Origin of the sequence: Variovorax sp. dw_308, assembly GCF_019207085.1 — a bacterium.
Taxonomy (GTDB): domain Bacteria; phylum Pseudomonadota; class Gammaproteobacteria; order Burkholderiales; family Burkholderiaceae_C; genus Variovorax.
The window spans coordinates 119848-132089 of sequence record NZ_JAATOM010000017.1 but is presented as its reverse complement, the minus strand read 5'-3'; the positions used below and the strand labels follow the sequence as shown (position 1 = coordinate 132089).

Sequence of the window (12242 nt, the reverse complement as noted above, 5' to 3'; positions counted from 1 at the left end):
GACGATCTCGCGCATGCCCCGGCAACTCGTGAGTCGATGTGGCCTGCCATCTCGACTCGATCCCCTCGTGGGGCGGGTCGGGCGCAACCCGGCCTTGGGGCTGGAGTATGCGACGCCGGCCCACAACCTCTGACCGTGAGCCCCACCATGCATGCCCTCTTCTCCCTGCAGAGTCCGCCCGATGTCCAGGCCAGCGTGCTGCCGGCCGGTTGCGTCGTCGCGCTGACGGCCGACCACCGGCACTTCGACAGCGACCACGAGCACGCCACCCGTGCCGAAGCCGCCCGGCGCCTGGCCATGCTCAGGGGCGTGGGCTTCCGCGGTGAATTCAAGCGCACGCTGCCCTGCGAGGCGCCCACGTACTTCGTGCCCAGCGACACCCTCACCGGCGATGCGGCCGACGCGCTCGGCATCACCGACGAACACGATCTCTTCGGCGGCGTGGTGCCGCATCCCTTCGTCGGCACCAAGGTGATCACGCACCCGCTGGTCTACCAGTCGGCCGCCAAGCCCAAAGGCTGGAACCCCGCCTTCGCCAAGCGCGTCGCCGGCAGCGTGCTGCGCGGCTACAGCGCGTTCTCGCAGGACGAGGCACTCATCGCCGGCAAGCGCGTGCTGGACCACGGCAATGCGCGCGTCAAGCCGGCCTGCGCCACTGGCGGCAGGGGGCAGACCGTGGTGCGCAACGTCGCCGCGCTGGAACACTGCATCGGCCAGATGCGCGAGGACGAATTGCGCACGCATGGCGTGGTCATCGAGGAAAACCTCGGCGAGCCGGTGGTCACGCTGAGCGTCGGCCAGGTCCAGGTGGCCGGGCTGCGGGCGAGCTACCACGGCGTGCAGCGCATGACCCGCAACAACCACGGCCACATGGTCTACGGCGGCAGCGACCTGACGCTGGTGCGCGGCGGCTTCGATGCGCTGCTGGCGCTCGACCTGGCGCCGAACGTCCGGCTCGCCATCGAGCAATCGCGCACCTACCACGAGGCGGCCGAGGAGTGCTTCCCCGGCTTCTACGCCTCGCGCATCAACTACGACGTGGCCCAGGGCCTGTCCCCCGGCGGCGAGCCGCGCTCCGGCGTGCTGGAGCAGTCATGGCGCTTAGGCGGAGCCACCGGCGCGGAGATCGCCGGGCTCGAAAGCTTCCGCGACCGACCTGACTGCCGCCAGGTCTGGGCCTCCTGCTTCGAGGTCCATGGCACGCAGCAGGCGCCCCCGGGCGCAACGGTGTACTTTCGGGGGAACGACAAGGTGGCTGGCGAACTCGTCAAGTACACCGTCGTCAGCGAAATGAGGACGGATGCCCACGCGTCATAGCGCCATCGACATCGCCGTTGCCGGCCATCACATCGCGGGCACGCTGGTCGCGCCCTCGGCGGCGATTCCCGGCGTGCTGCTGGTGCATGGCTGGGACGGCAGCCAGGCGCAGTACCTGGCCCGCGCGCACGAGATCGCAGCGCTCGGCTGCATCTGCCTGACCATCGACCTGCGCGGGCACGCGCGGCACCACGACCTGCGCGAGGCCGTCACGCGGGAAGATAACCTGCAGGACGTCCTGGCCGGCTACGACACGCTGGTGGGCCACCCGGCGGTGGACCCGCAATCGATCGCCATCGTCGGCAGCAGCTACGGCGGCTATCTGGCGGCGCTCGTGAGCGCGCTGCGACCGGTGCGCTGGCTGGCCTTGCGCGCGCCGGCGATCTACCGCGACGAGCAATGGGACACGCCCAAGGGCAAGCTCGGCCGGGAAGACCTGATGATCTACCGCCACTCCACCATCGTGCCCGCCGAAAACAGGGCGCTCGCCGCCTGTTCGACGTTCAAGGGCGATGCGCTGATCGTCGAGTCGGAGATCGACAAGACGATTCCGCATCCGGTCATCGAGAACTACCTGAGCGCCTTCAAGCGGGTGCGCTCGGTCACGTACCGGGTCATTTCCGGCGCGGACCATGCGCTGTCGTCAGAGGCTTCACGCCAGGCCTACGGGATGCTGCTGGTGAGCTGGATGACGGAGATGGTGCTGGGCGCGAAGGCCGCAACGGGATTGCTGCGACCGGCGCCGCACAGCCCGGCTTGAAGCCCGCCCCGGATGCGCCTGCGAAGTGCCCAGCGAACATGCGTTGCTGCGCTCGCACTGGCACTTCAGGCGGTGGCGGGGGCGGAAGCGAGCCAGCGGCCGAAAGTCGAGCCCAGCGCCGGTGAGCCTTGTACGCCACGCGCGCCCGTCAAACAAACTTGCCCGCTGCGCGTCTCGCGCGGGCTGTAGCCGAACTTGGCGCGGAAGGCGCGGCTGAAGTGCGTCGCGCTCTTGAAGCCGTTGTCGGCCGCGATGCGGCCCAGGTAGCTGCGCTGCGTCGGCGAGGCCAGCAGGCCGTGGATGCGAACCAGCCTTCTGTCCTGCAGGTAGTTGAGCACCCCGCCCTCGGCCTCGAACAACCGGTACAGCGTGGAGCGCGAAATGCGGAAGTGCCCGCAGATGCTGTCGGCGCCGAGGTCTTCCTCGCCCAGGTGGTCTTCCATGTACTGGCGGATCTGGCGCATCAGCGTGCCCTCGACCGCCGGGCGCGCCAGGCCGAGCATGTCGATCGTGGGCGCGAGGCTGGCGGCCAGCAGCTGCAGCGTCGCGACCATGGCATCGGGCGCCTCCTTGCGCGTGATGCGCGGCAGCAGCGTGGAGAGCGACTGCAAGTGGCTGGCCAGGATGGTGCTGCAGGCGCCGGTCGGCGCCACGCCGTGCAAGTCGAGCTGCCGCGGCATCAGCGCATCCAGCGACGCGCGTGGGATGAAGACCGACAGCACGTCGCCCTCGCAAGACACCGAGCGCGGCTGCGCGAAATCGCTCACCAGCAGTTGCCGGGGGCCGACGCTGATGCGGCGGCCATTGGCATCGAGGTGCATCGCGTGCGGCGACTGGTTGAGGTGCAGCACGTAGTGGTCTAGCTTGTCGCCGACCACGCTGCTCGCGCGGCGCGTGAGCGTCTGCGGGTCGTAGTGGCCGCGCACGACCATCACGCCGCCGAGGTTCCAGCCGGTCGTGCGGGTGCTCCAGTCGCGCGGCATGCGGTCGGCGTCCACGCTGACGTCCAACGCAGGGCCCACGCAATCGCGCCATCGCGCGAGCTGGTCCGGCAGCGCGCCGGCCCCGGGCTCGAAGCTTTCCGCGGGAATCAACAGTTCGTCATCGCACAAGAGGTTCATGCCGGGCTCCGGTCGATTCAGGTCCGCAGGCCATGCCGCTGCGGGAGAAAGTGTCGACACTTTACGAACGAAGAGGCACTTTGTCCACGTTTTTTACAAACATTTCACTACACTGTCGACACTGAATATCAAAAACAATCCGAGATGAATCAGATCCAGGCCAGCGACGACATCACCGTCGACACCATCGTCGAATCCCTGCGCGGCAGCATCATCCGGGGCGAATTGGCGCCCGGCGCGATCATCAATTCGGTGGACATCGCCAACCAGTTCGGCACCAGCCGCACGCCGGTGCGCGAGGCCCTGCTGATCCTCAACCAGTACGGCCTCATCACGCTTACCGCGCGTCGGCGCCCGCAGGTGGCCCCTGTCTCGGCGCAGGCGATCCGCGACCTGTATGCGCTGCGGGCGGCGCTGCACGGCTTGATGTCGGACGCCATCGTGGCCCATGCATCCGACGAGGCGCTGAGCAACCTCCATGCGCACGCCCAGGTGCTGGCAACGGCCGAAGCCCAGGGCGGCGAGCCTTTCATGTCGCTCATCGAGTCCTACCTCGAGGAGGAAGCGAACCTGTGCGGCAACGCGCTGGTGATCAGCGTGCTCGACTCGCTCAAGTGGAAGATGAGCTGGTTCCGCCGCATCGGGATGATGAGCGAGACGCAGATGGAGTCGCTGTCGGGCGACCGGGTGCGCGTCGCCCATGCCTACCTCGACCGCGACGCCCCGCTCGCCAACGCGCTCAACCGCTCGATGCTGCGCAAGGCCGGGGACTATTGCGAGAAGAACTTCCTGGCGATGCAGGCGGCGCATCCGCCGCCAGCGGGAAAGTGATGCGCGCGTCCCACGCCACCCACAGGTGCTCCCGCCCGCGGAACGAGGTGTTGAACGAGGTGTATTGGGCAGGTAGCTGAAGCGCTGCCGGGCGAGCCGCATGAACGGCAGGGGGCGCGTGAACTCCCCCAGCCGCACACGCGTCTCCAGGCGCGACTCAATACCCCCACCACGGGCGGCAGTGCAGGCCGCCGTAAGGGCCGCGCCAGCAACGGCCGGATGCGTAGGGGCCGGGCACGGGCACAGGCACTGCCACCGGCCCGCCGACGTACACGCCGCCGCGCCATCCACCGCGGAAGCCCCCGTGCCAGCCGGGGCCGTACCACCAGTCGATGAACACACTGATCTGCTTGCCGGCCGTGGGCAATGTGCCTTCCAGCAGCTTGATGTCGTAGGTGAGCGTGTCGCCGGAGACGCGCGGGTTGAGCAACTCGACCACGGTGAGGTCGGTCTTGTCGTCGATCGAGGTGGAGATGGTGGCGTTGGGCGGGTCCTTCTGGAAGTCGTCCTTGCCCTGGTTCCAGAACTCGGCGAACTTGGACGTGAGCACGTCGCCGGTCATGCGCTCGGGGCGGTCGGAGAACATCAGGGTCTGCGGTGCGACGCCACGGATGGTGAGTGTCTTGCCGTCCGAGGTGAACGAGGTGCCGGTCTGGACGAACAGCCAGTTGGCCGCGGGCATGGGCACGACGTTGCCGGCCGCCGCGTCGGCTGGGGCCGCTTGCGGGGTGACTTGCGGCTGGGCCATGGCGCTGCCGCCAGCGAGCAGCGCGGCCGCAGCCACGCCAAGGAGAACGCGCAGCGGTCGCGCGGTGGATGAACCCGTGATCGGGGCAAGCTTGAACATGCTGGAATCCTTGCGAATTGAAAGTGAAGGACCGGTTCTCAAGTGAAGTGATCGCCGCGATCACCGGTCTTCGATCGCGATGAAGCGATTGTTCGATTCGCGGTCGCTCGCATGTTGGCGATGCGTCCCAGTTGTTGACCGGGCATCCCGCTCCCGCGTGCTCGCCTGGGCGCAAGCAGACCGACATCCGCGCAGGAGATGCGCCTACATGCAGGCGCGCGCGGCAGCGGGCGAAGGGGTGCGCGCGCGATATTAGATTCATCCACCCCATTGGAAAAAAGTCAACGCAACCGCGGTCCCCATGATGAGTCAACGCCCACCCTCCGTCCTGCCGATCCTGCAACCCACCGGCATTCCGGGCCTCGACGAAGTGCTGGCGGGCGGGTTGCCCGCCGGCCACCTCTACCTCGTCGAAGGGACGCCGGGTGCGGGCAAGACCACGCTCGGATTGCAGTTCCTTCTGCAGGGCCGGACGCTGGGCCAGAAGAGCCTCTACGTGACCTTGTCGGAGACCTCCGACGAGTTGGCGCAAGGCGCCCTTTCGCACGGCTGGGACCTGCACAACGTCGAGATATTCGACCTGGTGAGCGACGAGGGCCTGAGTGCTGACGCCGAGCAGAGCATCCTCAACCCCTCCGACTTCGAGTTGGGCGAAACGATCCGCGGCGTCATGGCCCTGGTCGAGCGCGTGCGGCCCGAGCGAGTGGTTTTCGACAGCCTCTCGGAGCTGCGCCTGCTGTCCCAGAACCCGCTGCGGTACCGGCGCCAGATACTGGCGCTGAAGCGCTTCTTCCTGACGCAAGGGTGCACGGTGCTCATGCTCGACGACAAGTCCGCGAGCGCGGGCGACATGCACCTGCACAGCATTGCGCACGGCGTGATCCACCTCGAGCAGAACACCGGCACCTACGGTCCCGACAAGCGCCGGCTGCGCGTGGTGAAGCTGCGTGGCGTGAGTTTTCGGGAAGGCGAGCACGACTTCAACCTGGACCGGGGTGGACTGCGGGTATTTCCGCGCCTGGTGGCGAGCGAGCACGGACGCGCGCACGCAAGCGAGACCGTCAGCTCCGGCAATGCAGAGCTCGACCGGCTCTTGGGCGGCGGCCTGACGCCAGGCACGAACCTGTTGTTCGCCGGGCCGGCCGGCGTCGGCAAGACGACGACCGCCGTGTGCTGCGCGCGCGCCACCATGGAACGCGGCGGCAAGGCGGCCATCTTCCTGTTCGACGAAGGCATCAAGACGCTGGTGACGCGGTCGCGCGCACTTGGACTGGATATCGAGCACTACATCCCGGCAGGCCAGCTGATCCTGCACGCAATCGACCCGGCCGAGATCTCCGCCGGACATTTTTCGCACCATGTCCGCGATGCGGTCGAGCGCCAGGGTGTCACCACCGTGGTGATCGACACGCTGAACGCCTACCTGGTCGCCATGCCCGGCAGCAACTTCCTCATGCTGCAGATGCACGAACTCCTCACATACCTCAACCTTCAGGGCGTGACGACCATCCTGGTGCTTTCCCAGCACGGTATTGCCACCGACGTGCCCAACGACGTCGACCTGAGCTACCTGAGCGATTCGATGCTGCAGTTCCGCTACTTCGAGGCCCGGGGACAACTCCTCAAGGCCATGGCGGTGATCAAGAGCCGCGCGAGCGCGCACGCATCGACGATCCATCAATTCCGGCTTGGCCCGGGCGGCCTTGAGATCGGTGAAGCACTCACGGACTTCAGGGGTGTCATGGCGGGCCTCCCGCGCTACCGGGGCGGGACGTCGCTGCTCGGCGACGCCGAACAGGCGTGACAGCGTGGAAAATCGAGTCCTCGTCCTGGCGCCGTTCGGGCGCGACGCGCGCGTCATCAGCGAAGTGCTGGGCGCGCGGCACATCAACGTCCATGTCTGCCCTGATGCCCACGCCCTGATCGCCGCCATTGACCAGGAATCGGCCGCGACGATCGTCACCGAAGAGTCGCTCTGCGAGGACCTGGTGGAGGCGCTGCGCACGATGCTCGCGCGCCAGCCTCCGTGGTCCGACTACCCGTTTGTCGTGCTCGCGGCGCGGCAGACCATCCGCCGTTCGGACCGTGCGCGGTCGGCGCTGCAGGAGCTCAGCAACCTGGTGCTGATCGAGCGCCCCGTCAACCCCGACACGCTGGCCAGTGCGGCGCACTCGGCCTTGCGCGCACGCCAACGCCAGTATCTGACGCGCAGGCATCTTGCCGAATTGCAGTCTTCAAAGCTGAGCGTCGAGCAGCTCAACGATCAGCTCGAAACGCGCATCGCCGAGCGCACCGCCGACCTTGCCAGTGCCAACGATCGGCTGATGCACGAGATCCTCGAACGCGAGCGCGTCGAGGGCTCGCTGGTCCAGAACCAGAAGATGGAAGCGCTCGGGCGCCTGACCGGTGGCATCGCGCACGACTTCAACAACCTGCTGCATGCCGTCAACCTGAACCTCCAGTTGATCGAGCGATTGAAGGTCGACGAAGACCGCGTACGCGACTACGCACGCCGAGCCAAGGAAGCCGTGAATCGCGGCTCTCGCCTGACCGGGCAACTCCTTTCGTTTGCGCGCACGCAAAGCCTGGTGCCCAAGCTGCACGACGTGAATGAGCTGGTGCACAACATGGCGGAACTCATATCGATTTCGGTGGGGGCGCACGTGAGGCTGTCGCTGGCGTTGTGTCCCGAGCCTGCCTGGCTGATCGTCGACGCGGCGCAGATGGAAATGGCCCTGCTCAATCTCTCCGTCAACGCGCGCGACGCCATGCCCCAGGGCGGCATCCTTGAGATACACACGGTGATCGCTGCGGCTGGCGCCGAAACCGGGCCCGGCGATCCCGCGTACCCACGGGGCACGGTCAGCGTCTCGGTGCGCGATACCGGCACGGGGATCGCGGCCAATCTGCTGGGCAAGGTCTTCGACCCTTTCTTCACCACCAAGCCGCATGCCGGCACCGGGCTGGGCCTGAGCCAGGTCTACGGCTTCACGCGGCAGTCGGGCGGGGAAGCAACGCTGGAGAGCGAGGTCGGCGCAGGAACGACGGTGAGGCTGAGCTTTCCGCTGGCGCCTGCGCCGCAGGACGCTGCAGCAGAGGCTGCGGCCGTGCAGGACGCCGCCCTGGCGGTGCAGGCGGAGATCCTCGTCGTGGAAGACGATCCAGGCGTGCGCCGAAGCATGGTCGAGTGCCTCCAGGTGCTTGGCTACCGCGTCCGGCAAGCGGCCGATGGTGCTGCGGGGCTGATCGAACTGAAGATAGCCAGGCCGGACCTGCTGCTGGTCGACTACCTGATGCCGCGCATGAATGGCGCGGAACTGATCGCGCAAGCGCACAAGATGTACGACGAGCTGCCCATCCTGCTGGCGACGGGCTATGCCGACATGAAAGCCGTCGAGCGCCTCATCGGCCCGCAGCTGGTGTTGGCCAAGCCCTTTGATCTCGACACCCTGGGCAAGGCGGTGTCGACGGAGCTTCGGCGCAAACGCTCGGCATGACTTCGTGATACGAGAAGGCAAGCAGCGGGAGGTGACGAGCGCGCTGCGGTGCGAGCGCCTTCGGGCGGCCGGGCGGCGCTCATGGCCTCTGATCCTCTTCCTGCAGCAGCAGCACGATCAGCACCAGCATTGCGCAGGTCAGGAACATGACGGCCTTGGCCTGCCCGTTCCAGATCTCCGACTGCCACATGCAGAACCATTCGCCGCCTACCACGACGAAGCCGACGAAGTACATCAGAAAGACCAGCACCAGCCCGCAGGCCGCCAGCGGCTTGGCCGCGATGAAGTCGAGCCGGTTGCGGCGCGCGCGGAACAAGCCCCAGGCGCCCGTGAGACACAGCGCGCTCATGACCCATTCGGTCGCGATGATCATCCAGTAGCCCAGCGCCTGGATCTTCGGATCGGTGATCGCGCGGTACTTCAAGGCGTTGTCGGGGAACACCGTGTCCATCGACAGCACGTGCTGGACGAAGTGCCAGTTCGAGTCGTAGTCGAGGATGTTGTCGGCGGCGATGAGCAGCGCCCAGAGTCCGACGGCGAACACCATCGATGTCTTCAGAAGCCGGATGGTCATGACAGTTTCTCCGTGGCGCTTTGCGTCCTGATTGAGGGAACCCCAGTGCGGGCGGTGGGGGTGCGTGTCGAGGCCACTGGGTATTCCCCTCCGCGAATGTCCCCCGCCTTCGGCTCCTCCTCTATTTCGCTGCGGGGAACACCCAGCACCCTCGACACGGGTGGCGCCGCGTCGTGCGGGCGGATCAACCCTTGCGTGTCTGGAGCACGTCGATGGTGTGCTCTGCGCAGCGAAACAAAGGAGGAGCCGGCAGCCGAAGGTTGACGGCGTGGGACATTCGCGGAGCAGAGTGCGCCGTCGGCATGATCGCGCCCCAAGTTCACCCTGCAGCAGCGAACGTCAACGTGCTCCCGTCGTTGCATGTCAGAAGGTCGCCTGGAAAGGCACCCCACCCGCGACCTGGCATTCGCCACTGCCGCCGCCGGACATGCCGGCGTCCGGTTGCTGAAGCTGCAATCTGCAGCGCATGGCACGGCCGGCCGGGCTCTTCAGATTGGCGATCACCTTGCCGCTGTAGGCCGTGATGAACTGGACCGTGTCGTAGCCACCGATGCCCGTCCACGCGCCGTAGGGCCAGTCCGGCCAGCCCATCGGCCACGCATCCCACATCGGCGCGAGCGCCTCGGTCACGGTCTGCTGCGTGACCTGCATGAAGCGGCCCTGGTAGGTCGCGTCGGGCGTGGTGGCCGTCATGCTGCCGTCGATGGAGCCGTCGCGGCTTTGCCATGAGAACAGGACCGGCTGCACCGGCTTGCCCTTCTGCACGATGTCGCCGCCGCCCATGCCGCTGCTGGCGCAGGCTCCGAGCAACGAGAGGGACGCCGCCATGGCGCTTGCCATCAGTAGCGGTGTGATCTTGAAAGTCATGATGTGCTGTTCGGGTGAAGTGGTTGAAGCTGCACGTATCGTATTTTTCGAAGCCGCGCAGGTGTTGTCCGCGCGTCCCGCTTCTTGCTCGTGCAGGTCACGACATCGAAGCCGCGCCGCACACGCAGGCCGCAAGCACCAGCGCGCCGGCAAGGTCGGTGAGCATCGCGAAGTTCTCGCGCGCATTGCGATGGGGCTGCATCGCGTGGTTGACGCCGGCCAGGCCGAGGAACACGGCACCGGCGAATGCAGCGGACGCGGCCCACGCAGGCCACCACAGGCTCAGGATGCCGATGGCGCCGAAGGCCGTGTTGGCGAAGCCGAGTTCGCGCACCAGGATCAGCGCCTCGCCGCCCTCGATGCCCAGGATGTGGCGCGCGGTGAACGTCGGATTCAGCATCTGGCGCAGGCCGGCGCTGCCGAGTCGCGCACCGACGATCCAGAAGGCGAACCAGCGCAGCGCAAGCGCCCAGTCCAGCGCCGCATGGTGCGCGATCACCGCGAAGGCGACGCATGCCGCCGGAGCAAGGAACATCAGGATGGTGACGAGGATGAAGTAGCTCATGGTGTTTTTTCGATCGATGAGTCTGGTGGCGAGCCCCGGCAACGCCCGAAGCGGAAAGAAGAAACTGGAAGCGACAAGCCCGAGCACGCCGCCCAGCAGCGTCTCATACAACCTTGCGGACAGCAGCAGCACCGAATGCTCGCCGCTGGCCGCGCACGTGACCACCAGCGTGAAGGCGTAGGTGCTGCAGGCCGCGTCAATAGCGCTCGGGCAGCGCCACCGCATGGACGACCATCGCTACCACCGCGGCGGCCCGCATCACGACGGCCATGTGTGCGATGCCTCGTCCCTACCAGCGACGGCCCTGGTGGAACTCGTCGGCGATCGAGATCTCGGTCTGTGCCTGCTGGAGGAGTTCGATCGCACGGCCTGCGTGGCCACCGAAGGTCGGGCCGTTCACATCCTGCGCCGATCGGATGTGGTTGATGGCGGCCTGCATCGCGTTCTCGGCTTGCTGGAAGTTGGGATGCGACAGCCCATAGGCGGCAGCGCAGGCGCTCAGGGATGCGACGCACAAGGCGCCAAAGGCAAAGGCCTTGATGTGGTTCTTCGGCAGGTTCATTTCGGGGTCCTCGTTGGTGGGTGATGAATGGATGAATACGTCGCCGACGTATGCCGTTGAATTTAGGAGCGACGGTCGATGCGAAGTGGCGCGTGCATCCCAATTCGTGCCTCTGCGTCTCCGTGTACTTCGTGATGCCGGCCGCATGAAACGCTGGGGCATGAATTGGGATGCCGCGGCCACACGCAGGTCGTGTCGATTCCTAACATTTCTCACCGCATCGAATGCACTTGCAAGCGTGCGGCACACCTTTCCAACCCAACCCGCGGGCACTGCCCGTCACCGAAGGAATCTCGACATGAATCCCGTTCCCGCTCCCCTCCTCCAGCCGGCCCGGCGCGACCGCTGGCAACCCTTCGCTGTCATCGTCGTCGGCGCCACTGCGCTGTCCTGCGCCATCGCCGTGCGCGCCTCCGAAGTGCCGGCCGTCTACGTCAACGATGCCGGCGTCGAATACGCCAGCGGTGGCATCGGCATGGGCGAGGCCAAACTGATGAAGCAGGCGTCCAGCCAGTGGCCCGCGAGCTTCGAGTTCGCGATCCGCGACGGCAAGCGCGGCGCTTTCGCATCCGACGTGGTCGTCACCGTGCGCGACAAGTCCGGCGCCGCGGTGATGACCGACGTGGTGTCGCAGGGCCCGTTCCTGGTGGCGCGCCTGCAACCGGGCCGCTACGACGTGCAGGCCACGCTCGCCGGCCGCACGCTGAACCAGCGCATCATCGTGCGCGGCAATGCGCCGACGCACAGCGTGTTCGTCTGGCCGGCCGGCACCGACGTGAGCGTGGGTTCCTGAGGTGCCCGTCGAGGTGATCGTCAGCACGGCGCGGCCGAAGCGGGAGGAGCCGATCATCCGCATTCCCGCACTCGGGCTCGCCGTCCGCGTGCGCTTTCCGTTCGAGCCCGAGAAGGCCCAGTCCACGGTGATCGAGACCACGAACGCCGCGGGCTTCGGCCCGCCGCTGTACCGGCGCGCCGAGTCCGAGACCTTCGAGATCGTGACCGGCCGCTATCTGTTCGAGGTCGACGGCAGGCGCTTCGTCGCGCGGCGCGGCGACCTGGTGCGCGTGCCTGCAGGCGCGGCGCGGGCCTTCGTCAACGTGACGGGCACGGGTGCGCGGCAGCAAGTCATCATCGAACCCGGTATAGACGCCGTGCGGTTCTTTGGCGAAGTGGCCGCGCTGCTCGATGGCAAGTCCGTGGACCGCGCCGCGCTGCGCCGCTTCGGCCGACGCTGGGGCGTGGTGCTGCTCGGGCCATCGCTGAAGGTGGCGCGCTCCGAATTCGAAGGCGACGCGGCGTGA

General features: G+C 67.1%; 13 protein-coding genes. 7 read left to right on the top strand and 6 right to left on the bottom strand.

Features of this window, described 5'->3' with window-relative positions; genetic code table 11:
• Positions 1-147 precede the first annotated feature (147 nt).
• Positions 148-1317: a DUF3182 family protein gene (locus HCU76_RS26360; RefSeq protein ID WP_218511075.1), complete on the top strand. Its 1170-nt coding sequence runs from the start codon at positions 148-150 to the stop codon at positions 1315-1317.
• A complete protein-coding gene (locus HCU76_RS26355; protein WP_218511074.1) occupies positions 1301-2077 on the top strand; it encodes a S9 family peptidase in 777 nt (258 codons plus the stop codon). Before HCU76_RS26360 ends, HCU76_RS26355 begins: the two co-directional genes overlap by 17 nt.
• A gap of 65 nt (positions 2078-2142) precedes the next feature.
• On the opposite strand, the gene HCU76_RS26350 is transcribed toward HCU76_RS26355, so the two are convergent.
• Complete coding sequence (locus tag HCU76_RS26350; protein ID WP_218511073.1) at positions 2143-3198, bottom strand: helix-turn-helix domain-containing protein; 1056 nt, start codon at positions 3196-3198, stop codon at positions 2143-2145.
• 144 nt (positions 3199-3342) lie between these two features.
• Between HCU76_RS26350 and HCU76_RS26345 the strand changes: the two genes are divergently transcribed.
• Positions 3343-4029, top strand: coding sequence for a GntR family transcriptional regulator (locus HCU76_RS26345; RefSeq protein WP_213958713.1), 687 nt, complete (start codon positions 3343-3345; stop codon positions 4027-4029).
• Between the two features lie 157 nt (positions 4030-4186).
• Here HCU76_RS26345 and HCU76_RS26340 read toward each other — a convergent pair whose 3' ends face one another.
• On the bottom strand, positions 4187-4876 hold the full coding sequence (locus HCU76_RS26340) for a hypothetical protein (protein ID WP_218511072.1): 690 nt from the start codon (positions 4874-4876) through the stop codon (positions 4187-4189).
• A 304-nt stretch (positions 4877-5180) separates the two neighbouring features.
• Here HCU76_RS26340 and HCU76_RS26335 point away from each other — a divergent pair, with 304 nt between their 5' ends.
• Entirely contained in the window at positions 5181-6680 is a 1500-nt protein-coding gene (locus HCU76_RS26335; protein ID WP_218511085.1) for an ATPase domain-containing protein, read from the top strand.
• Between the two features lie 4 nt (positions 6681-6684).
• Complete coding sequence (locus HCU76_RS26330) at positions 6685-8373, top strand: response regulator (protein WP_218511071.1); 1689 nt, start codon at positions 6685-6687, stop codon at positions 8371-8373.
• Between the two features lie 79 nt (positions 8374-8452).
• On the opposite strand, the gene HCU76_RS26325 is transcribed toward HCU76_RS26330, so the two are convergent.
• From HCU76_RS26325 to HCU76_RS26310, 4 genes are all read right to left on the bottom strand, one after another.
• Positions 8453-8947 (bottom strand): DUF2165 family protein, encoded by a 495-nt coding sequence (locus HCU76_RS26325; protein ID WP_218511070.1) that lies wholly within the window; start codon positions 8945-8947, stop codon positions 8453-8455.
• A gap of 363 nt (positions 8948-9310) precedes the next feature.
• Complete coding sequence (locus HCU76_RS26320; RefSeq protein WP_218511069.1) at positions 9311-9814, bottom strand: hypothetical protein; 504 nt, start codon at positions 9812-9814, stop codon at positions 9311-9313.
• A 97-nt stretch (positions 9815-9911) separates the two neighbouring features.
• Positions 9912-10604 (bottom strand): hypothetical protein, encoded by a 693-nt coding sequence (locus HCU76_RS26315; protein WP_218511068.1) that lies wholly within the window; start codon positions 10602-10604, stop codon positions 9912-9914.
• A gap of 64 nt (positions 10605-10668) precedes the next feature.
• Positions 10669-10941, bottom strand: a complete 273-nt coding sequence (locus HCU76_RS26310; RefSeq protein ID WP_213958706.1) for a hypothetical protein — start codon at positions 10939-10941, stop codon at positions 10669-10671.
• Positions 10942-11239: 298 nt separating this feature from the next.
• Here HCU76_RS26310 and HCU76_RS26305 point away from each other — a divergent pair, with 298 nt between their 5' ends.
• Both HCU76_RS26305 and HCU76_RS26300 read left to right on the top strand, forming a co-directional pair.
• A complete protein-coding gene (locus HCU76_RS26305) occupies positions 11240-11734 on the top strand; it encodes a YdgA family protein (RefSeq protein WP_218511067.1) in 495 nt (164 codons plus the stop codon).
• 13 nt (positions 11735-11747) lie between these two features.
• A complete protein-coding gene (locus HCU76_RS26300) occupies positions 11748-12242 on the top strand; it encodes a cupin domain-containing protein (RefSeq protein ID WP_218511066.1) in 495 nt (164 codons plus the stop codon).

What these genes read in the sequence shown, in the direction of transcription:
- HCU76_RS26305 (WP_218511067.1), top strand. Translation starts at nt 11,240, where the DNA reads ATGAATCCCGTTCCCGCTCCCCTCCTCCAGCCGGCCCGGCGCGACCGC.
- HCU76_RS26335 (WP_218511085.1), top strand. Translation starts at nt 5,181, where the DNA reads ATGAGTCAACGCCCACCCTCCGTCCTGCCGATCCTGCAACCCACCGGC.
- HCU76_RS26360 (WP_218511075.1), top strand. Translation starts at nt 148, where the DNA reads ATGCATGCCCTCTTCTCCCTGCAGAGTCCGCCCGATGTCCAGGCCAGC.
- HCU76_RS26355 (WP_218511074.1), top strand. Translation starts at nt 1,301, where the DNA reads ATGCCCACGCGTCATAGCGCCATCGACATCGCCGTTGCCGGCCATCAC.
- HCU76_RS26315 (WP_218511068.1), bottom strand. Translation starts at nt 10,604, where the DNA reads ATGCGGTGGCGCTGCCCGAGCGCTATTGACGCGGCCTGCAGCACCTAC.
- HCU76_RS26345 (WP_213958713.1), top strand. Translation starts at nt 3,343, where the DNA reads ATGAATCAGATCCAGGCCAGCGACGACATCACCGTCGACACCATCGTC.
- HCU76_RS26350 (WP_218511073.1), bottom strand. Translation starts at nt 3,198, where the DNA reads ATGAACCTCTTGTGCGATGACGAACTGTTGATTCCCGCGGAAAGCTTC.
- HCU76_RS26340 (WP_218511072.1), bottom strand. Translation starts at nt 4,876, where the DNA reads ATGTTCAAGCTTGCCCCGATCACGGGTTCATCCACCGCGCGACCGCTG.
- HCU76_RS26325 (WP_218511070.1), bottom strand. Translation starts at nt 8,947, where the DNA reads ATGACCATCCGGCTTCTGAAGACATCGATGGTGTTCGCCGTCGGACTC.
- HCU76_RS26310 (WP_213958706.1), bottom strand. Translation starts at nt 10,941, where the DNA reads ATGAACCTGCCGAAGAACCACATCAAGGCCTTTGCCTTTGGCGCCTTG.
- HCU76_RS26320 (WP_218511069.1), bottom strand. Translation starts at nt 9,814, where the DNA reads ATGACTTTCAAGATCACACCGCTACTGATGGCAAGCGCCATGGCGGCG.